Origin of the sequence: Arthrobacter sp. BB-1, from assembly GCF_006151685.1 — a bacterium.
Taxonomy (GTDB): Bacteria; Actinomycetota; Actinomycetes; order Actinomycetales; family Micrococcaceae; genus Arthrobacter.
This window is the reverse complement of record NZ_VDEV01000022.1, coordinates 82,986-103,457: the sequence shown is the minus strand read 5'-3', so window position 1 is coordinate 103,457 and position 20,472 is coordinate 82,986. Positions and strand designations below refer to the sequence as shown.

At 65.4% G+C, this 20,472-nt stretch carries 17 protein-coding genes; 15 read left to right on the top strand and 2 right to left on the bottom strand.

The genetic code is table 11. The annotated features are described in order from the left end of the window. Positions 1–64: 64 nt before the first annotated feature. From FHJ30_RS12310 to FHJ30_RS12260, 11 genes are all read left to right on the top strand, one after another. Positions 65–1,972 carry an acetolactate synthase large subunit gene (locus FHJ30_RS12310; RefSeq protein WP_139029575.1) on the top strand — a complete coding sequence of 636 codons (1,908 nt, stop codon included), beginning with the start codon at positions 65–67 and terminating at the stop codon, positions 1,970–1,972. Positions 1,973–1,975: 3 nt separating this feature from the next. After that, complete coding sequence (ilvN, locus tag FHJ30_RS12305) at positions 1,976–2,488, top strand: acetolactate synthase small subunit (RefSeq protein ID WP_009356538.1); 513 nt, start codon at positions 1,976–1,978, stop codon at positions 2,486–2,488. Positions 2,489–2,579: 91 nt separating this feature from the next. Further along, positions 2,580–3,605 carry a ketol-acid reductoisomerase gene (gene ilvC, locus FHJ30_RS12300; protein WP_104998318.1) on the top strand — a complete coding sequence of 342 codons (1,026 nt, stop codon included), beginning with the start codon at positions 2,580–2,582 and terminating at the stop codon, positions 3,603–3,605. Positions 3,606–3,735: 130 nt separating this feature from the next. After that, positions 3,736–5,325, top strand: a complete 1,590-nt coding sequence (gene serA, locus FHJ30_RS12295; protein ID WP_139029574.1) for a phosphoglycerate dehydrogenase — start codon at positions 3,736–3,738, stop codon at positions 5,323–5,325. Between the two features lie 216 nt (positions 5,326–5,541). Further along, positions 5,542–8,337 (top strand): ABC transporter permease, encoded by a 2,796-nt coding sequence (locus FHJ30_RS12290; RefSeq protein ID WP_139029573.1) that lies wholly within the window; start codon positions 5,542–5,544, stop codon positions 8,335–8,337. Further along, positions 8,334–9,089 carry an ABC transporter ATP-binding protein gene (locus tag FHJ30_RS12285; RefSeq protein ID WP_139029572.1) on the top strand — a complete coding sequence of 252 codons (756 nt, stop codon included), beginning with the start codon at positions 8,334–8,336 and terminating at the stop codon, positions 9,087–9,089. Before FHJ30_RS12290 ends, FHJ30_RS12285 begins: the two co-directional genes overlap by 4 nt. Positions 9,090–9,123: 34 nt before the next feature. Next, positions 9,124–10,686: a methionine--tRNA ligase gene (gene metG / locus FHJ30_RS12280; RefSeq protein ID WP_139029571.1), complete on the top strand. Its 1,563-nt coding sequence runs from the start codon at positions 9,124–9,126 to the stop codon at positions 10,684–10,686. 222 nt (positions 10,687–10,908) lie between these two features. Next, the gene (locus tag FHJ30_RS12275) at positions 10,909–11,757 is read left to right on the top strand and encodes a hypothetical protein (RefSeq protein ID WP_139029570.1); all 849 of its coding nucleotides are present in this window, start codon (positions 10,909–10,911) and stop codon (positions 11,755–11,757) included. Positions 11,758–11,886: 129 nt separating this feature from the next. Continuing rightward, positions 11,887–12,627 (top strand): class F sortase, encoded by a 741-nt coding sequence (locus FHJ30_RS12270; protein WP_240793691.1) that lies wholly within the window; start codon positions 11,887–11,889, stop codon positions 12,625–12,627. Positions 12,628–12,721: 94 nt separating this feature from the next. Beyond that, a complete protein-coding gene (locus tag FHJ30_RS12265) occupies positions 12,722–13,774 on the top strand; it encodes a 3-isopropylmalate dehydrogenase (protein ID WP_139029569.1) in 1,053 nt (350 codons plus the stop codon). Positions 13,775–13,879: 105 nt separating this feature from the next. Further along, on the top strand, positions 13,880–14,992 hold the full coding sequence (locus FHJ30_RS12260) for a branched-chain amino acid aminotransferase (protein ID WP_139029568.1): 1,113 nt from the start codon (positions 13,880–13,882) through the stop codon (positions 14,990–14,992). Between the two features lie 121 nt (positions 14,993–15,113). Here the strand turns inward: FHJ30_RS12260 and FHJ30_RS12255 are convergent, their stop codons facing one another. Beyond that, positions 15,114–15,710, bottom strand: a complete 597-nt coding sequence (locus tag FHJ30_RS12255) for a hypothetical protein (protein WP_171059009.1) — start codon at positions 15,708–15,710, stop codon at positions 15,114–15,116. A gap of 122 nt (positions 15,711–15,832) precedes the next feature. On the opposite strand from FHJ30_RS12255, the gene FHJ30_RS12250 reads away from it, so the two are divergent. Genes FHJ30_RS12250 through FHJ30_RS12235 form a run of 4 tightly spaced genes read left to right on the top strand, consistent with a single transcriptional unit; the run spans position 15,833 to position 19,760 of the window. After that, complete coding sequence (locus tag FHJ30_RS12250; RefSeq protein ID WP_139029566.1) at positions 15,833–16,639, top strand: MBL fold metallo-hydrolase; 807 nt, start codon at positions 15,833–15,835, stop codon at positions 16,637–16,639. Between the two features lie 42 nt (positions 16,640–16,681). Next, positions 16,682–17,458: a fumarylacetoacetate hydrolase family protein gene (locus FHJ30_RS12245; RefSeq protein ID WP_139029565.1), complete on the top strand. Its 777-nt coding sequence runs from the start codon at positions 16,682–16,684 to the stop codon at positions 17,456–17,458. A 50-nt stretch (positions 17,459–17,508) separates the two neighbouring features. Beyond that, the gene (gltX, locus tag FHJ30_RS12240) at positions 17,509–19,023 is read left to right on the top strand and encodes a glutamate--tRNA ligase (RefSeq protein ID WP_139029564.1); all 1,515 of its coding nucleotides are present in this window, start codon (positions 17,509–17,511) and stop codon (positions 19,021–19,023) included. Then, a complete protein-coding gene (locus FHJ30_RS12235; protein WP_139029563.1) occupies positions 19,023–19,760 on the top strand; it encodes an HAD family hydrolase in 738 nt (245 codons plus the stop codon). Before gltX ends, FHJ30_RS12235 begins: the two co-directional genes overlap by 1 nt. Here the strand turns inward: FHJ30_RS12235 and FHJ30_RS12230 are convergent. Next, complete coding sequence (locus tag FHJ30_RS12230; RefSeq protein WP_240793689.1) at positions 19,757–20,287, bottom strand: hypothetical protein; 531 nt, start codon at positions 20,285–20,287, stop codon at positions 19,757–19,759. The genes FHJ30_RS12235 and FHJ30_RS12230 overlap by 4 nt on opposite strands. Between the last annotated feature and the right edge of the window lie 185 nt (positions 20,288–20,472).

Genomic DNA, 20,472 nt, shown 5'->3' with positions numbered 1-20,472 from the left:
CTGAGGGGTTTTTTTATTTTCCGCAGTTTCCACGAACCACAGATGATCCACAAGGAAGAGTCCGATGAGCAAAGGATCGCCCATCAGCCCCTCGCTGATGGCCACCAAGTCCGCCGGAGCCGCCAAGGCTCCGGACCGCGCCGACCGGACGGCTGAGAACGCCGCCGTCGTCGCCGACCTTGCCGCCGTCTCTCCTGTCCTTGGGCCGAACAACGTTGTACCCCCGACGGTGATGACCGGCTCGCAAGCAATTGTCCGCTCGCTCGAAGAACTCGGCGTCGACGATATTTTCGGTTTGCCCGGTGGCGCGATCCTGCCCACCTACGACCCCTTGATGGCCTCCAGCATGAACCACGTGCTGGTCCGTCACGAACAGGGAGCCGGCCACGCCGCGCAAGGCTACGCCATGGTGACCGGGCGGGTAGGCGTGTGCATCGCCACCTCGGGCCCCGGTGCCACCAACCTCGTTACCGCAATCATGGATGCCCACATGGACTCCGTTCCCCTGGTGGCCATTACCGGGCAGGTGTCCAGCGGTGTGATCGGCACCGACGCCTTCCAGGAAGCCGACATCGTGGGCATCACCATGCCCATCACCAAGCACTCCTTCCTGGTGACCGACCCCAACGACATCCCGCACGTGATGGCCGAAGCCTTCCACCTGGCTTCCACCGGACGCCCCGGTCCCGTCCTGGTGGACGTGGCCAAGGACGCCCAGGTTGGACAGATGACCTTCTCCTGGCCGCCCCGCGTGGACCTGCCCGGCTACCGCCCCGTCACCCGGGGCCACAACAAGCAGGTCCGCGAAGCCGCCAAGCTGATCGCTGCAGCCAGCAAGCCGGTGCTGTACGTTGGCGGCGGCGTCATCAAGGCCCACGCTTCGGCTGAGCTGCTGGCACTCGCCGAGGCCACGGGAGCCCCGGTTGTCACCACGCTGATGGCCAAGGGCGCCTTCCCGGACTCACATCCCCAGCACATGGGAATGCCCGGTATGCACGGCACCGTCTCCGCCGTGACTGCTTTGCAGCAGTCCGACCTGCTCATCACCCTCGGTGCCCGGTTTGATGACCGCGTCACTGGAGTGCTGAAGACGTTCGCCCCCATGGCCAAGGTCATCCACGCGGACATTGACCCGGCCGAAATCTCCAAGAACCGCACCGCCGATGTGCCCATCGTGGGCTCGGTCAAGGAGATCATCCCGGAGCTCACCGAAGCCGTCCGCACCCAGTTCGAGGCGTCGGGCACTCCGGACCTCACCACGTGGTGGGCCTTCCTGAACAACCTGAAGGAAACCTACCCCCTGGGCTGGACCGAGCCGGACGACGGGCTGACCGCACCGCAGAAGGTCATCGAGCGGATCGGTGCGCTGACCGGACCGGAGGGCATCTACGTTGCAGGCGTTGGCCAGCACCAGATGTGGGCGGCACAGTTCATCAAGTACGAGCGCCCGCACGCCTGGCTGAACTCCGGCGGCGCCGGCACCATGGGCTACGCCGTCCCGGCGGCCATGGGCGCCAAGGTGGGCGAACCGGACCGGGTGGTCTGGGCCATCGACGGCGACGGCTGCTTCCAGATGACCAACCAGGAACTGGCCACGTGCGCCATCAACAAGATCCCCATCAAGGTTGCCGTCATCAACAACTCCTCCCTGGGCATGGTGCGCCAGTGGCAGACGCTCTTCTACGAAGGCCGCTACTCCAACACCGACCTGAACACCGGCCACGACACCGTCCGCATCCCGGACTTCGTCAAGCTGGGGGAGGCGTACGGCTGCGCCTCGTTCCGCTGTGAACGCGACGAGGACATTGACGCCACCATCCAGAAGGCCCTCGAAATCAACGACCGCCCCGTGGTCATCGACTTCGTGGTGAGCCCCAACTCCATGGTGTGGCCGATGGTGCCCGCCGGCGTGAGCAACGACCAGATCCAGGTTGCCCGCAACATGACCCCGGAATGGGAAGAAGAGGACTGACCAATGAGCCGCCACACACTTTCCGTCCTGGTGGAAGACAAACCGGGCGTCCTGACCCGGGTTGCAAGCCTCTTCGCCCGGCGCGCCTTCAACATCAACTCACTTGCCGTTGGCCCCACCGAGGTTCCGGGCATCTCCCGGATGACCGTCGTCGTCGACGCCGACGGCGACCTCATCGAGCAGGTCACCAAGCAGCTCAACAAACTGATCAACGTCATCAAGATCGTTGAGCTGACTTCCGAATCTTCCGTACAGCGAGACCACATCCTGGTCAAGGTACGTGCGGATGCCGCGACACGCCTGCAGGTTACCCAGGCCGCAGACCTGTTCCGTGCCGCCGTCGTCGACGTGTCCACAGACTCGTTGGTGATAGAGGCAACCGGTACCCCGGAGAAGCTTGCAGCGCTGCTTTCAGTGCTGGAGCCCTTCGGCATCCGCGAAATCGTGCAGTCCGGCACCCTGGCCGTTGGACGGGGATCCCGCTCCATGAGTGACAGGGCGCTGCGGTCCGCCTAGGACATTGGCCGCGGTCCGCCCGGCCAAACGCAGCGCCCGTGAACGCACCACTACATACCTATCTACAATCCACTCAAGAGGAGTTACGCAAGTGACTGAAATGTTCTACGACGACGACGCAGACCTGTCGATCATCCAGGGCCGCAAGGTTGCCATTGTTGGCTACGGTTCCCAGGGCCACGCCCACGCGCTCAACCTGCGCGATTCCGGCGTCGAGGTTGTTATCGCCCTGAAGGACGGCTCCAAGTCCGCACCCAAGGCAGAGGACGCCGGCTTCACGGTCAAGAACGTTGCCGACGCCGCCGAATGGGCCGACGTCATCATGATCCTGGCGCCGGACCAGCACCAACGTGCCATCTACAACGACTCCATCAAGGGCAAGCTGAAGCCCGGTAAGGCCCTCGCCTTCGCCCACGGCTTCAACATCCGCTTCGGCTACATCCAGGCACCCGAAGGCGTCGACGTCATCCTCGTCGCCCCGAAGGCTCCCGGACACACTGTGCGCCGCGAATTCGAAGCCGGCCGCGGCATCCCCGACATCATCGCCGTCGAGCAGGACGCCACCGGCTCCGCCTGGGACCTGGCCAAGTCCTACGCCAAGGCCATCGGCGGCACCCGCGCCGGCGTCATCAAGACCACCTTCACCGAAGAGACCGAAACGGACCTCTTCGGCGAGCAGGCTGTCCTCTGCGGCGGCGTCTCCCAGCTGATCCAGTACGGTTTCGAAACCCTGACCGAAGCCGGCTACCAGCCGCAGATCGCTTACTTCGAGGTCCTCCACGAGCTCAAGCTCATCGTCGACCTCATGTGGGAAGGCGGCATCGCCAAGCAGCGCTGGAGCGTCTCCGACACCGCAGAGTACGGCGACTACGTCTCCGGCCCGCGTGTCATCACCCCGGAGGTGAAGGAAAACATGAAGGCTGTGCTGGCCGACATCCAGTCCGGGGCCTTTGCCAAGCGCTTCATCGAGGACCAGGACAACGGCGGCGTGGAGTTCAAGGAGCTGCGTGCCAAGGCAGAGCAGCACCCCATTGAGGCCGTTGGCCGCGAACTGCGCTCCCTGTTCTCCTGGCAGCAGCAGGACGTGGACTATGTGGAAGGTTCCGCAGCCCGCTAAGGCCGGTTGCTGCCAACCCCATTAGTTAAATCGACGGTGAGGCCGGGTTCACACTTAACAATGTGAGCCCGGCCTTTCCGTCGGCCTAGACTTGATTTCATCCCCAGGACTGCAACGCAGAGGATCAGCCGTGTCAAAACCCGTAGTATTGCTCGCCGAAGAACTTTCCCCCGCCACTATTGAGGCCCTGGGCCCGGACTTCGAGATCCGCCAGACCGACGGGTCAGACCGCTCCCAGTTGCTCTCTGCCATCGGCGACGTTGACGCCATCCTGGTACGCTCTGCCACGCAGGTGGACGCAGAAGCCATTGCCGCTGCCAAGAACCTGAAGGTCATTGCCCGCGCGGGCGTGGGCCTGGACAACGTCGACATCAAGGCAGCCACGCAGGCCGGCGTCATGGTGGTGAACGCGCCCACGTCCAACATCGTCTCGGCAGCTGAGCTCACGGTAGGCCACATCCTCAGCCTGGCCCGCCACATCCCGCAGGCCAGCGCCGCCCTGAAGGACGGCGAGTGGAAGCGCTCCAAGTACACGGGAATCGAACTCTTCGAAAAGAAGATCGGCATCATCGGCCTCGGCAGGATCGGCGCCCTGGTTGCTGCCCGCCTGAAGGGCTTCGACACCAAGATCCTTGCCTACGATCCCTACATCACCTCCGCCCGGGCCGCGCAGCTCGGCGTCCAGCTGGTCACCCTGGACGAGCTCCTGGCCCAGGCCGACTTCATCACCATCCACATGCCCAAGACGCCGGAGACGGTGGGCATGCTGGGCGCGGACGCCTTCAGGAAGATGAAGAGCACCGCCTATGTAGTCAACGTGGCCCGCGGCGGCCTCGTGGACGAGGAAGCCCTCTTCACGGCGCTGCAGGACGGTGAAATCGCCGGTGCCGGCGTGGACGTCTTCGCCAAAGAGCCCAGCACGGACCTGCCGTTCTTCAAGCTGGACAACGTGGTGGTCACCCCGCACCTCGGCGCCTCCACGGACGAAGCCCAGGAAAAGGCCGGCGTCTCGGTGGCGAAATCGGTCCGCCTTGCCCTGGCCGGTGAACTGGTTCCCGACGCCGTCAACGTTGCCGGCGGCGTCATCGCACCCGACGTCCGCCCGGGCATCCCGCTGATCGAGAAGCTGGGCCGCATCTTCACGGCCCTCACGCACGACTCCCTGACCCAGTTCGACGTCGAGGTTGCCGGCGAGATCTCCTCCCTCGACGTCAAGGTCCTGGAACTGGCCGCCCTTAAGGGCATCTTCGCCGACGTCGTGACCGAGCAGGTCTCCTACGTCAACGCGCCGGTCATCGCCGAGCAGCGGGGCATCAACGTCCGCCTGATCACCACCCCGGAGACCGAGTCCTACCGGAACGTCCTGACCCTGCGCGGCGCCCTCAGCGACGGCAGCCAGATCTCCGTGGCCGGTACCCTGACCGGCCCCAAGCAGATCCAGAAACTGGTGGGCATCAACGGGTTCGAGGTGGAAATCCCGATCAGCGAACACCTGGTGGTGGTGGCCTACACCGACCGCCCCGGCGTGATCGGAACGATCGGCCACATCCTCGGCATGAACAACATCAACATCGCCGGCATGCAGGTAGCACGCTCTGACGAGGGCGGCCAGGTGCTCGCCCTGCTGACCATCGACAGCTCGGTGCCGCAGCAGGTCCTCGACGCCATCAAGGCAGGCATCGGCGCCGAAATGGTGCGTGAAGTGGACCTGGAGGACTAGTCCGCGGCAGGGAAACACCGTACCGCCGGCCCCGCTTCGGCGAGTCTCGGCAAGGCCACGTATGATTGGCCGGTCTGCTTACAATGGCTTGGTCCTGATTCAGGACAGGGGCCGGCAGGCCGGCCAATTACCTTTTTGCACATCCGTCCGTAATCGTCCATGTCCGCCCCGGGCGGACTCGAATGTGCGCACGCATTCCAGGTTTCAGGGAGTTCCATGAACGCCGTCCAGAGGTTCATCAGAAGCAGGGTGCTGCTGTTGACCGCGGCCATCTTGATCGCAGCCATGTGCTTGTCGGTCCTCGTCCAAAGCCAGTCACAGGCTGCACTCAACAGGACCGTGGATGAAAATTCGCGGGGCCTTTACGATGTCCTGGTCCAGGCCAAGGCGCCCTCCGGTGCGCTGATGCAGCCGGAGATCGCCAACGGGACCGGAGGCATCAGCTTCGAGCAGCTGGACGCCATCAGGAAGCTCACCGGAACCTCCGTAGCGGCCCCGATCAGCCTTGTGTCCCGGGTGACCCAGAACCTGGAGTCGCCCCGCCTGGACGCCATGGACTACCTGGGCTACAACGCCGGGTTGGCCGGCACCGCAACCACCGACCAGGCGGCCGGCGCAACTGCCCCCGCCCAGTGGCCCGCGGCCGAATCCGTGCTGAGCGACAAAAGCAAGAAGTACCGCCTGACCGCCAGCGCCGTCAGCTCCGACGGCGTCTCCGAGCAGACGCTGTTCAAGTCGACTGCCGAAGGCACCCTGGGCAAGGCCAAGCTCGTTGAAGAGAAGGCCGCCGGAGGCAGCAGCATCCGGATTGCTGCCCCCGGTGATGAAACCGGCATCAAGTTCCCCGCCCCGGCCGGAGGGTCCGAGCACAACCTCTTTAACCTGTCTGTATCCCTGCCCCTCGCGCCCGAGGTGACGGAGTCCGTGGTTGCCGTTGATCCGGCAGCCGAGCGCGCCCTGCTGGGCTCCGCCGGTGACTTCCTGGCCCCGCTGGAAAAGGCGCCGCCTGCTGACGCCCGCGACGCGGGGGCCATCGGACGGTACTTCGAAGGCCTCTTCACCAACGGCGTCAGCATGGACCAGCTGAAGGAAGGCCCGGATTTCCTCGGCGTCAAGCTCAAGTACTGGGCGCCGCTGATGACCCAGTACCAGCAGGCCAAGCGGGCCGGGCAGCTGACCGCCGATTCCCAGGCCATTCCGCTGATCGTGCGCTCCGGCACCTCCCTGGACCTCAAGTACAACGTCAAGATCGAAGAGATTGACGACGCCGGCAAGGTAGTTAAGGACGTCGGCACAGTTTCCCGGTCCCTGGACAAGGATTACCTGCCGTTTGTCTCCAAGGACCCCTTTGTCCTCTCCTGGCCCGGCTCCACGGACCACTCCTCCCTGCTGGGGAGCGCCGGCAACTTCAACCAGGGCCTTTACACCCCGGCCACCTGGAGCACCGACTTTGCCGCCGCCCCCAAGTACACGGACGGTGAAACGGCTGCAAACGGGGCTGTGGACAAGACAGCAGTTCCCGGCGAATGGGTCACCGTCAACCGGCTGCCTGAGAAGAGCGCCAACGGCGCCCCTGTTGACCAGACCCAGCGCCAACCGGTGGATGAACGTTCCTATCGCGAGAACCTCGAAACAGGTGCGCAGTCAGCTGCCCCGCTGGCGATGGTCTACGGCACGTTCGACCCCTCGGCCGTTGCTGCTGCCGCCGGCGACGTCAACAAGCTGCCTCTCGGCGGCTACGATCCCACCCCCTTCACGCTGGTCAAGGACGCTGCCGGCAACGATGTCCCCGCTACGCAGCTGGAACCGTCCCTGAGCGCCACCGGCCTGGCCAGCCAGTCCGCCGGCGCCATCACCGACTACTACGGGCTGGCCGCCGCCCGCGGGTACAAGGACAACGCCAGTGTGATCGACGCCGTCCGGGTCCGCGCGAAGGCGCCGGGCAGCTGGAAGCAGGCGCAGCCCGACGTCGAGAAGCTGGCCGGCGAAATCCGCGCAATGGGCCTGGAAGCCACCGTCGTGGCAGGTTCCGCACGCGAGGATGCCAGCATCTTCGTTCCCGGCTACTCCAAGGACGGCGCCGGCAAGGAATCCGCCCTGGGCACCGTCCAGCAGTCCTGGGTGCGGCAGAACGCCGCCGAAGCCGTCACCGGATCGCTGTCCGGCACCAACATCACCCTGCTCTTCCTGACGCTCTGCGGTGCAGCCCTCCTGACGGGCGCATCCACCGTCAGCTACATCCGTAAGCGGCGGAGCGAAGCCGGCACACTCCGTGCCATGGGCTGGAACCAGCGCCGGGTCCGCCGGTGGGTGCTTGAGGAGTTCGGTGTGGGAGCCGTCCTGCTGGCAATCGCCGGGACCGTGCTGAGCCTTGTCAGCTGGAGCCTGGCCACGGCCCTCGTGTCCGTGTCCGTCCTGGTGCTCTACGCCGCTGCGGCGTTCTTCGCCGCGCAGCAGCTGCGCCACGGCCACGTCGTGGACCAGGAGCCGCAGCATGACGAGCGGCTCATCCCGGTGGACTCGCCGCTGACTTTCGCCAACCGCCAGCTGAGCACCAACAAATTCAACACGATCTCCCTCGCCGTAGCCGTCGGCGTATTCGGCGCTGCAGTGGGCGGCCTCATCTCCCTGCTCATCGACATTCCCCGCGCTGCCGGCGCCAGTGCCCTCAGCGGCCTGGCCGCTGCCAGCGTCGCGCTGCCCAGCATCCTCCTCGCTCTTTCGGGCGTGGCTGTGGGGCTGGTGCTCACCCTGGTCACCGGCCGGTTTGAACTCAACGCCAAGCGCCAGTACCTCGGCATCCTCGAGGCAATGGGCTGGAACCCGGACATGCTGCGCCAGGTCCGGCTGTTCGAGAACGCCCTGGTGGGAACCTTGGCCTTGCCGCTGGGCGTGCTGGGCGCCCTGGGGATAGGCCTGCTGCTGGCCCCGTACGCCGCGCTGTGGGCGGGCGTGGCGGGCCTTGTGGCTGTACTTTGCTGGATACCGATTGCAACGAAAGTGGTCCAATGACAAACCCGACGAATGTCCAGCGGAGCCGCCGGTCCGGCTCCGCCGAGGTCCCCCTGCAGACCCGTGCCAACACCATCGTCAAGGCCGCCGACCACGCGACCCCGCTGGAACTGAGTGACATCACCATCCGCTACGGCGGGGGCAAGGGCGGTGCGGAAGCCGTCAGCGTGGTGGAAAACTTCGACCTCACCCTGCACGCGGGGGAGATGCACTGCGTTGCCGGCCGCAGCGGTTCCGGCAAGACCAGCATCCTCACCGTCGGCGCGGGACTGACGCTGCCGACGTCGGGCCGCGTCTTCTGGGAAGGCGATTCCCTGGAAAGCATGGGCGATGACGAAATCGCGGACCGCCGTCGTGCCCTGATCGGTTATGTTGACCAGGGCGGTGCACTGATTGACGGGATGAGCGCGCTCGAGAACGTGCTCCTGCCGGCGGTCCCGGACGGCGAAGTGGACCAGCGACGCGACATGGCCAAGGACCTGCTGGACCTCGTGGGCTTGGGCCGCCGCATGCGGCACCGTCCTGCCCAGCTGTCCGGCGGCGAACGCCAGCGCGTGGCCATCGCCCGGGCACTGATCCTGGGCACCCGCGTCCTGGTGGTGGATGAGCCCACTGCCAGCCTCGACCGTGCTTCGGCCAACCGCATCATCAGCATCCTGAAGGACACCACGTCGGACGGGATCGCCGTCCTGGTGGCCTCGCATGACCACGAACTGGTCCGGCTCAGCGATACCCTGACTGAACTCATCTAGCCCGCCCCTCCGCACCGAAGGTAACGTCCTCCACGTGACTGCTTCAGAGAAAACGCCGTTCTACATCACCACGGCCATCACCTACCCCAACGGCGTGCCGCACATCGGCCACGCCTACGAGTACATCGCCACCGATGCAATGGCACGCTTCAAGCGGCTGGATGGCTATGACGTGATGTTCCTGACCGGCACGGACGAGCACGGGATGAAGATCGCCCAGACCGCTGAGAAGGAAGGCCTGACTCCCAAGGAGCTGGTGGACCGGAACGTCGAGGCCTTCAAGGCGGCGCATTCCGCACTGGGGATTTCCTACGACCGTTTCATCCGGACGACGGACGAGGACCACTACGCTGCCTCGCAGGCCATCTGGAAGAAGATGGAAGCCAACGGGGACATCTACTTGTCCAAGTACGAGGGCTGGTACTCCGTCCGGGACGAGGCGTTCTATGTCGAGGACGACACTGTGGTCAAGGACGACGGCGTGCGCTACTCCAAGGAGACGGACACCGAGGTGACCTGGACGGCGGAGGAGAGCTACTTCTTCCGGCTGTCCGCCTACCAGGACAAGCTCCTTGCGCTTTACGAGGCGCACCCTGAGTTCGGCGCCCCGCAGTACCGCTTCAACGAAGTCATCAGCTTCGTGAAGCGCGGCCTGGAGGACCTGTCCATCAGCCGCACGACGTTCGACTGGGGCGTCCCGGTTCCGGGCAACGACAAGCACGTCATGTACGTCTGGGTGGATGCCCTGACCAACTACCTCACGGGTGTGGGCTACCCCGACGTCGATTCGGAGAAGTTCCGGAAGTACTGGCCCGCCGATGTGCACATCATCGGCAAGGACATCTCCCGCTTCCACGCCATCTACTGGCCCGCCTTCCTGATGAGCGCGGGCCTGGAGTTGCCCAAGCGCGTCATGATCCACGGCTTCCTGCACAATAACGGCGTGAAAATGTCCAAGTCCCTGGGCAACGTGGTGGCCCCGTCCGATTTCGTGGAGCAGTACGGCGTGGACCAGGTGCGGTTCTTCTTCCTCCGCGAGGTGCCGTTCGGCGCGGACGGCAGCTACAACCACGATGCCATCGTGGGCCGGATGAACGCGGACCTGGCCAACAACTTCGGCAACCTGGCCCAGCGTTCGCTGTCCATGGTCGCCAAGAACTGCGAGGGAAAGGTCCCCGTTCCGGGTGCGTTCACGGCTGGGGACAACGCCATCCTGGAGCAGGCCGGCGCCCTCCTTGAGGCGGCCCGGGCAGCCTTTGACAAGCAGGAATTCAGCCGCGCCCTTGAAACGATCTGGGGAGTCCTCGGCGACACCAACGCCTACTTCGCGGAGCAGGCACCCTGGGTGCTGCGGAAGACCGACGTCGGACGCATGAACACGGTGCTGTACGTGACGCTGGAGGTGCTGCGGATCGTGGCCATCCTGGCGCAGCCGGTTATGCCCAAGGCAACGGCGGCGCTGCTGCAGACGCTCGGCCAGCCGGAAGGGGAGGCCCGGCAGTTCGCCGCCATTGGCACCCCCATCGTGGCAGGGACGCCACTGCCGGCTCCGTCCCCGGTGTTCCCGAAGTACGAAGAGCCGGCAGAGGCCAAGTAGTTCCGCATTCCGAAAATAAGTACGTCCTACTGGGGATTCCCGGCAGGAAAATCCATAGCCTGAACGTGTTAGCAAACTGACAGTTCGCATCTGGGAGAACCGTCGCCCCGATGCTGTCTGTTTGCCTTTCGACCCGTTACGCCGGGTTGAACCGTCAGGTTGGGGCGGTGTGTTCTCTCTCGCGTCTGGACAGTCTGAAGCAGACTATGGACGGAGACGGAAATGAAACGGATCCTTGCCACCCTGGGGGTCACAAGCCTCGCACTCATGGGTGCAACAGCCACGGCATTCGCCACAGGTGAATCGGGAGGCGGTGAGAAGATCACCATCTGCCACGCCACGGGGTCTGAAACCCACCCCTACCAGCCAATCACCATTGACCTCAATGCGTTGAACGGCCACGCGGGTGCCCACCACCAGCACGAAGAGGACATCATCCCGGCCAACAACGGGAAGGTCCTGCCGCGCGGCCAGAACCTGGACAAGGTGGATGTGTGGAACGCGGGTTGCGCCATGCCGGGCGGAAATCCCGCTGAACCGCCGAAGGACAACGACAAGAAGATCACCATCTGCCATGCCACGGGATCGGAAAAGAACCCCTACCAGGTCATTACCATCGCGCTGCAGGGGCTGAACGGCCACGGTGGCGCCCACCACCAGCATGAAGAGGACATCATCCCGCCGAACAGCGGAAAGGTGATTCCTGCCGGCCAGAACTGGACCGCGGCAGGCCAGGCAATCTTCGAGAACGACTGCAAGCCCGTGAAGGTCACCACCACGCCGCCGACCACCACGCCGCCGACAACTCCGCCCACCGTTCCCGGTGCCGTAGTTCCGCCTGCGGGTGCCGTGCCGGGGACGAATCCGCGCGGAGCTGTTGCCGGAGGCGGAGCGGGTGCAGTGGCCGAGCCAAACGAGGGCTTCAACGTGCAGACCGCCGTGTCGGCTTCGTCCGGTGTGGGCACAGCTCCCTGGCTTGGCGGCCTGGCTGCTGTGCTGGCTGCCGGCGTTGCCCTTGCTGTCCGGAAGGCCATTGCCGGGGTTGTGGTCCGCGGCCAGCACCACGGATAGCGTCCGGTGACCGCCGCCCCGGCGGCATCCAGGTAAAGGAACGCAAAGCGCCGTGCAGCTGTTGCACGGCGTTTTGCGTCTCCACCCGGGCCGTTTTCCCCAAGCTAAGCCGAAGCATGAGGACGATCCATGGCAGGACATCACCCGGAGGAAGTACCCGGAGCGGAAGCAAAATCCAGTACAACAGGCCACCATCGCCGGCGTGCCATTTTCAAAACGACTCTCCTGCTGGCCCTGGCAGGCATCGTGGGCTTCGTTGCCGTAGCCCTTCTCCCTGTCCTGGTTGACGCCGGGGGCCGGACACCGCACGGCGGCGCAACAGCGGTGGCATCAGCGCCTCGTCCAACGCACGCGACGACCGGCACCGCTCCGGTTACCCCTGGTCCTGATATCCCCTCGGAAGTGCCTTCGCAAATGGCGGGGCCACCGGTTGCTCCTCCGCAGCGGCTGATCTATCCCGCTGCGGATATCGACGTTCCTGTGTATCCGCTCGATCCGAGCAGTTCGGACGTTGCCTCACAGACGATCATCCCGCCGCCCACCATGGACGGATACTGGCTGACCCCGTACGGAATGCCGGGCTCGGGCTCCACCAACACCACGTACGTCGTGGGCCACAGCTGGCAGGATCTTGAGGCGCCCTTCAACCGGCTCAGTTCCAAGGCGGCAGCGGGGGACAGCCTCACGGTTGTTACGTCCGCGGGTGAGCTGGAATACCGGGTGGACTCGGTCACCACGTACGTAAAATCGGGACTCAAGGACAGTCCTATCTGGGAGGTTGCACCCAACAGGCTGGTGCTCATTTCGTGCTACACGGACGACCTCTGGGGAACCAACGTGGTAGTAACCGCTACCCCTGTCGCTGGCTGACCGGCAGCAGCCGGCTCCGGCGGCGGGCACGCCCTCCTTCTCGAATATTGAGACGGCTTGACCAGCATATGGATGTCTTGGCTAACCTGAATCCATGAGCGCATCCTCCATTGATCTTGCAGTAATTCCCGGCGACGGCATTGGCCCCGAGGTGATTGCCGAGGCGCTTAAGGTCCTCGAGAAGGCCGTGGCAGCGGAGGGCGTTGAGCTCAAGCAGACCCACTACCAGCTTGGTGCCGAGCACTGGCTGGCCACCGGGGAGACCCTGCCGGACGAGGTCCTGGCGGACCTCCGGACCAGGGACGCCATCCTCTTCGGCGCGGTAGGCGCCGCCCCGGGCGATACCCGCATCCCCTCCGGCATCATTGAACGCGAGCTGCTGCTCAAGCTCCGCTTCAGCCTGGACCACTACGTCAACCTTCGGCCTTCCCGGCTCTACGGAACCGTGGGAAGCCCGCTGGCCAACCCCGGCACCATCGACTTCATCGTGGTCCGCGAGGGCACCGAAGGACCCTATGTGGGCAACGGCGGCACCCTGCGCGCCGGCACTCCACACGAGGTTGCCACCGAAGTTTCCCTGAACACGGCCCACGGCGTGGAGCGGGTTGTCCGGGATGCCTTCCGCCGCGCCAGCGCCAGGGAGCGCAAGCATGTAACCCTGGTCCACAAGCACAACGTCCTGGTCTTCGCCGGGCACCTGTGGAAGCGCACGGTCGAGGCCGTCGCCCAGGAGTTCCCGGAAGTCACCCACGACTACCTGCACGTGGACGCCGCCACCATCTTCATGGTCACCGACCCCTCCCGCTTTGACGTGATCGTCACGGACAACCTGTTCGGGGACATCATCACCGACCTCGCGGCGGCCGTCACCGGCGGCATCGGCCTCGCAGCCTCGGGCAACATCAACATGGACCGCACCGCTCCGTCCATGTTCGAGCCGGTGCACGGCTCCGCCCCGGACATTGCCGGCCAGGGCAAGGCCGACCCCACGGCTGCCATCCTGTCGGCTGCCCTCCTGCTGGACCACTTGGGCTACGGCGCGGCGGCCAGCAGGATCGAAGCGGCAGTGGTTGCCGACGTCGAAAAGCGCGACGGCGGTGCACGCACCACCAGTGCCATCGGCGACGCCATCGCCGCCGGTCTCTGACCCCGCGCCAGGGCCTCCGGCTTCGGGCGTAAGCTTGTCTCGAATCACCAAATGCCGCCCTTGCTGTTCAGCGCTGAACCGGGGGCGGCCGATCGTGGAGGAACCATGACTCAGACCGCCTCTGGCGTCGAATTCAGCCAGCAGCTCTCGGCCAACCCGAAGTCTGCTGAAGAGCGTGCAGCCATCCTGGCCAACCCGGGATTCGGCAAGCACTTCACCGACCACACGGCAGTTGTCGACTACAGCGTGGACGAGCACGGCAACGGCGGCTGGCACAATGCCCGGGTTGAAGCGTACGGCCCGATCGTCCTGGACCCGTCCGCCGCGGTGCTGCACTACGGGCAGGAGATTTTCGAGGGTCTCAAAGCGTACCGCCATGCCGACGGTTCCATCTGGTCCTTCCGCCCGGAAGCAAACGCGGCGCGGCTGAACAAGTCCGCCCGCAGGCTCGCCCTTCCCGAACTCCCGGCCGAGTATTTCCTCGGCGCCATCCGTGAGCTGGTGGCTGCGGACAAGGAATGGGTGCCCAGCGGTGACGGCGAAGCGCTTTACCTTCGGCCGTTCATGATCGCCACCGAGGCCTTCCTTGGTGTCCGGGCTGCGCGCGAAGTTTCCTTCCGGGTCATCGCCTCGCCTGTTGGCAACTACTTCGGCGGCGAGCTGAAGCCTGTCTCCATCTGGATCTCGCGTGAGTACGCCCGCGCCGGCCGTGGCGGGACCGGCGACGCCAAGTGCGGCGGCAACTACGCCGCTTCGCTGATCGCCCAGCAGGAAGCCGAAGCTCACGGCTGCAAGCAGGTGCTCTTCCTTGACCACTTCAACGACAATGCGGTCGAGGAACTGGGCGGCATGAACGTCTTCTTCGTGATGAAGGACGGCTCGTTGGTCACTCCCGCGCTGACCGGCACCATCCTGGAAGGCATCACCAGGATGTCCGTCATCCAGGTGGCCAAGGACATGGGCCGCCAGGTTACCGAGCGCAAGATCACCCTTGATGAGTGGCGCGACGGCGTTGCTTCCGGCGAGATTGCCGAGGTCTTCGCGTGCGGTACAGCCGCCGTCATCACCCCCATCGGAGTCCTCAAGGACGCCACCGAGTTCATTGGCTCCGAGGACGCCAAGGCGGGGGAGACCACCATGGCAATCCGCGAGCAACTGCTCGGCATCCAGACGGGAACCGTCCCGGACAACCACGGCTGGCTGACCCGCCTGGCCTAACCGGTTTCAGCGCGGCAGGCATCCTAGGCGTGTTCGCGAAACCCCACCGTGAAGGTTCGGTTTCGCGAACACGCTTGGGACCGCTGGGGCGCAGAGCTCCTGAAACGCCCGACGGCGGCACTCAGCGCCGGGCGGCCTTCCGGGCGGCGTTCTTGAGGGCCTTGCGGGACACCGGCTTCAGCGCCCTGCGCGCAGCTTCTTCGGCGATGGCCTGGTTACGGCGGGCATCGATCATGTCGTTCCACAGCGCCGTCGCAAAGGCGCCACCGTCCTGGGCGTAGACGTCGTACGGGTAGTCGGCAAATATGGACGGCACAGTGCTGCCGGTGGGCAGCGCCTTCCCGGTTACCTCGGCGACGGCGTCGGCGAGGGCCCAGGTCCGGGTCAGGTGCCGGGTCAGGTTTTTCTCGACGAAGATACCCGCATCACCCACGGCTGCCGCGCGTTTTAGGAGGGACTCCAACTCGGCGGCGACGGAACTTGCCGCGACTTCTTCCGCCAGCTGTGAACCAGACGTGAGATCCTCCGCGAAAGCATCCACTTCCTCGCGCCAGTCCGTGGTCTCACGGAATTTCTTCCAGGTGGGAAACCAGACGATGCCACCCGTCGCGTGGTTGTGGATGTGCTGGAGCCCGCTGTTCTTCTCCGTCAGGGCATGGTCGTGGCCGGCGGCGTCAGCCTCGGCGAGGAGATCGGCAAGCGTTGTTGTGGTGCTCATGGTGTCTGGTTCCGGCTTCCTGGGTGATGGGGTGTTCTTCACTGGTGCTCAACCCGGCGCCGTGGCTGTTCTATTCCTCTGCCGGGAAACACCAGTGCACCACGGGTGGATGCAAAGATGGGATGGTGACTCCAGCCCCCGCCCCCGGCCGCCTGCAGCGCAGCTCCGCCCTGACCGGGTTTATCCTCGCGCCCAATCCAGGGCCCATGAGTCTGGAAGGGACCAACTCCTACGTCCTGCGTGTCCCCGGCAACCCCGGTGCCGTTGTGGTCGATCCCGGCCCGCTGGACGAGCCGCACCTCCAGGCACTCGCCGCTGCCGGCCCCGTGGAGCTCATCCTCATCACCCACCGCCACGCGGACCACACAGCCGGTTCCGCCCGCCTCCACGCGCTGACCGGTGCCCCGGTGCGCGCGGCCGGGGGCGTCCACTGCCACGGCGGCGGCACTCCCCTGGAGGACGGCGAAGTACTTTCCGCCGCCGGCGTGGAAATCCGGGTGCTGGCCACTCCCGGCCATACGTCCGATTCCCTGTGCTTCCACCTCCCTGGCGACGGGTTCCACGGCGCAGTCCTGACCGGGGACACCATCCTGGGCCGCGGCACCACCATGCTCGACTATCCTGACGGAACCCTGGGAAGTTACCTTGCCTCGCTGGACCGGCTTGAAGCGCTGGGGCCTGCCATTGTCCTGCCGGCCCACGGTCCGGTGCTGCCGTCGCTGGAGGAAATTGCGCGCGCCTACCGCAGCCACCGCCTCGAGCGGCTGGAACAGATCCGCGCTGCTGTGGACAGGCTGGGCCGGGACGCGTCCGCAGGTGACGTTGCCGCCGTCGTCTATTCCGACGTCGGCCCCTCCGTGCGGCGGGCCGCTGAAACGTCCGTTGCAGCGCAGCTCCACTACCTGCGCGGCGTGCCGCCGCAGCAGTAGGCGCTGGCAGCCGCAGCCTGTCGGGACGGTAGGGTAGGAGCCATGCGTATTGCCAGGTTTGTCGTTGATTCTGATCCCCTCTACGGCGTCGTCGAAGGTGACACGGGCAGTGAGGAAATCACTGTCATCCACGGAGACCCCTTCTTCAACGGAGTGGAGCGCACATCCGTCCGCCACAAGCTGGAGGACGTCCGGCTGCTGGCCCCCATCATTCCGCGCAGCAAGGTGATCGGGGTGGGACGAAACTTCGTGGAGCACGCGCATGAACTCGGCAACGAAGTGCCCGCCCAGCCCCTCCTGTTCCTGAAGCCCAATACCGCCGTTGTGGGCCCCAACGATCCCGTGGTGCTGCCGGAATTCTCCGAGGAAGTCTCCTTCGAGGCGGAACTGTGCGTGGTGATCGGCAGGATCTGCAAGGACGTCCCCGAGGACCGCGTGGATGACGTCATCTTCGGCTACACGTGCGGCAACGACCTCACGGCCCGCGACGTCCAGAAGACCGACCTGCAGTGGACCCGGGCCAAGGGCTTTGACACCTCGGCGCCGCTGGGCCCGTGGATCGAGACCGAACTCGACACCGAGGACCTGCAGATCCAGGGCCGGCTGAACGGGGAACTGCGGCAGGACGGCAGCACCAGCCAAATGATCAGGGGAGTCCGCGAACTGGTGTCCATTGTGTCCCAGGCATTCACCCTCCTTCCGGGCGACGTGATCATGACCGGGACTCCGGCCGGCGTGGGACTCGTCACCGCGGGGGACCGCTTCGAGGTGGAGATCGAGGGCATCGGACGCCTGTCCAACCCCATCGTTCGGCGCTGACCCCAACGCCGCCTTCACCCCTGGCGGCAGACGGTAAAGTTGAAGCCACTATGACTACTGCTTCTGCGTCGACTGCTGCCTCCCTGCCCTCCGTTTCTGCCGACACTCCCGTTCGCGTCCGGTTCTGCCCTTCGCCCACCGGCACACCGCACGTGGGCCTGATCCGCACGGCATTGTTCAACTGGGCCCATGCCAAGCACACCAAGGGCACCTTTGTGTTCCGCATCGAGGACACGGACGCTGCACGCGACTCGGAGGAGAGCTACCAGCAGCTGCTGGAGGCGTTGAAGTGGCTCGGCATCACGTGGGAAGAGGGCGTGGAGGTGGGCGGGCCCCACGAGCCGTACCGGCAGTCGCAGCGGCTGGACCTCTACAAGGATGTGGTGGCGAAGCTGATCGAAGCGGGCTACGCCTACGAGTGCTACTCGTCCCCCGAGGAAGTCGAGGCGCGCCACCGCGCCGCTGGCCGCGACCCGAAGCTTGGCTACGACAACTTCGACCGCGAGCTGACCGAAGAACAGGTGGCCGCCTTCAAGTCCGAAGGCCGCAAGCCGGTGCTCCGGGTCCGGATGCCCGATGAGGACGTCACCTTCACCGACCTGGTCCGCGGCGAGATCACCTTCAAGGCCGGCAGCATCCCGGACTACGTCATCGTGCGCGCGGACGGTTCACCGCTGTACACCCTGGTGAACCCCGTCGACGACGCCCTCATGGGCATTACCCACGTGCTGCGCGGCGAGGACCTGCTCTCCTCCACGCCCCGCCAGGTTGTCCTCATCCGCGCACTGATGGAACTCGGCGTAGCCAGCTACATGCCCGAGTTCGGCCACCTGCCGTACGTGATGGGCGAAGGCAACAAGAAGCTGTCCAAGCGCGATCCGCAGTCCAACCTGTTCCTGCTCCGAGACCGCGGCTTCATTCCCGAGGGCCTCCTGAACTACCTGTCCCTGCTGGGCTGGAGCCTGTCCGCCGACGAGGACATTTTTACGGTGGACCAGCTGATCGAAAACTTCGACGTCCACGACGTCTTGGCCAACCCTGCACGCTTTGACATCAAGAAGGCCGAGGCCATCAACGGCACCCACATTCGGATGCTTGCCCCGGAGGACTTCCGGGAGCGGCTGGTCCCGTACCTGCGCACCGCAGGCTACGTCGGCGAGCAACTCACGGCGCGGCAGGAAGAAATCCTGGCTGAAGCGGCACCCCTGATCCAGGAGCGCATCACGCTCCTGGGCGAGGCCCCGGACATGCTCGGATTCCTGTTCAAGGACGACGCCGCGATCGATGTGGCGGACGACGCCCGGAAGGGACTTCCCGAGAACCTCGGGGAGGTCCTCGATGCGGCAATTGCCGCCCTGGACGGCGTGCACGAGTGGACGGCCGAAGAAATCCAGGCTGCCCTCAAGCAGGCCCTCGTTGAAGAGCTTGGCCTCAAACCACGCCTCGCATTCGGACCGGTGCGCACGGCTGTTTCCGGACGCCGGATCTCGCCGCCCCTGTTCGAGTCCATGGTGATCCTGGGCCGTGAATCCTCGCTCCGCAGGCTCCGGGCCTTCCGCGGCTGATGACAGCTCCCAGCACGGCCCCTGCCGGTTTCCTGGACACGCCCTTCGGGGCTGTGCGGGGCATCCTGTTCGACATCGACGACACCCTGGTGGACCTTGAGTTCTCGATGACAACCGCCCTGCGGGAAGTCAGTGAACACCTCCTGCCCGGGCTGGACCAGGCGGGGTGGGAGAGGTTCGGCCGCATCTTCACGCACGAAACCACGCATTACTACGACCGTTACCTTGCCGGTGAGCTCACCTTCAACGAACAGCGCCTGCTGCGGGGCCGTGCCGCGCTGGGGCACTTCGGCGTCGAGCTGGGCGACGGCGAGCAGTCCCACCAGTGGCTGTCGGCCTACATTGAAAAACAGCCCGCCTACGTGAAGCCCTTCCCGGATGTCCTGCCGCTGCTGGATCTCCTGGACCGGGCAGGAATCCCTTACGGGGCGGTCAGCAACAACGTGCATGACTACCAGCGCGCCAAGCTGGACGGGGCCGGACTGGAACGCGTCCGGCGGCTGGTGGGAACGGACACGCTGGGCGTGGCGAAGCCGAATCCCGCCATCTACCTTGAAGGGGTGCGGCTCCTGGACACGGCGCCGGCCGACACGCTGTATGTGGGCGACAACCGGCTCCTGGACGCGGAGGGCTCGACGGCGGCCGGGCTGATTGGCGTCTGGCTCAACAGGGTGGGGGAGCCCGTGGCGGAGTTTGAAGGCAACTCCGTGTCCTCGCTGGCAGAGCTGCTCACCTAGGAAGAGGCGTTGGCAGGCTGCGATGTATCCTGCCACTCCCCGGACGTCACGTTCTGCTCTGCCCGCTCACGCAGACCGGCCAGCATTTTACGGATCATCCAGAAGTCGGCCACCTCCAGCAGCGCCGAGAACGCAATGGACGTCGGCGACCACCGGATCCGGGAGCGGATCCGGGTGAGGAGCCTGGTGGTTCCGTCCGGTTGGGGGTCCAGCTGCCAAACCCATGTGGTGTCACCGGGTGTGCCCCAGACCATGGAGCGCGGGTAGTCCAGTGAATAGACGTTGATTCCGTGTTTGCCGTCCGGGCTCATCGCCAGGACGTCGCCCGGTTCCAGGTCCTGCCATTCGGGGCGGATCCGCCGGGCGCTGGGATGCCCCAGGTTGTCCAGCAGGTCATAGCTGTACCAGCCGGCCCGTCGTACTCCCACCTGGACGAGCCAGGGCCAGATCCGTTCGGGCGGCGCCCCGACGGTGATGGCACGGGTGGCGTTGAACGTCGGAGCACGCACCAGGTCATCACCCGGCAATGCCCGGGCCACCTCATCAGGGCTGGCGCCCCATGTCAGTTGCCAGGGACGCCACACCCTAAAGCAGGCAACCCCGGCCGCCCCGAACAAGCCGGTTAAAGTCCAGGCTCTCCAAGCCACCACGCCGTCCTCCTGTCAATCGATTCACCATCCAGGCCGACCTGGCCAGCATCGCCCGCGCCGGC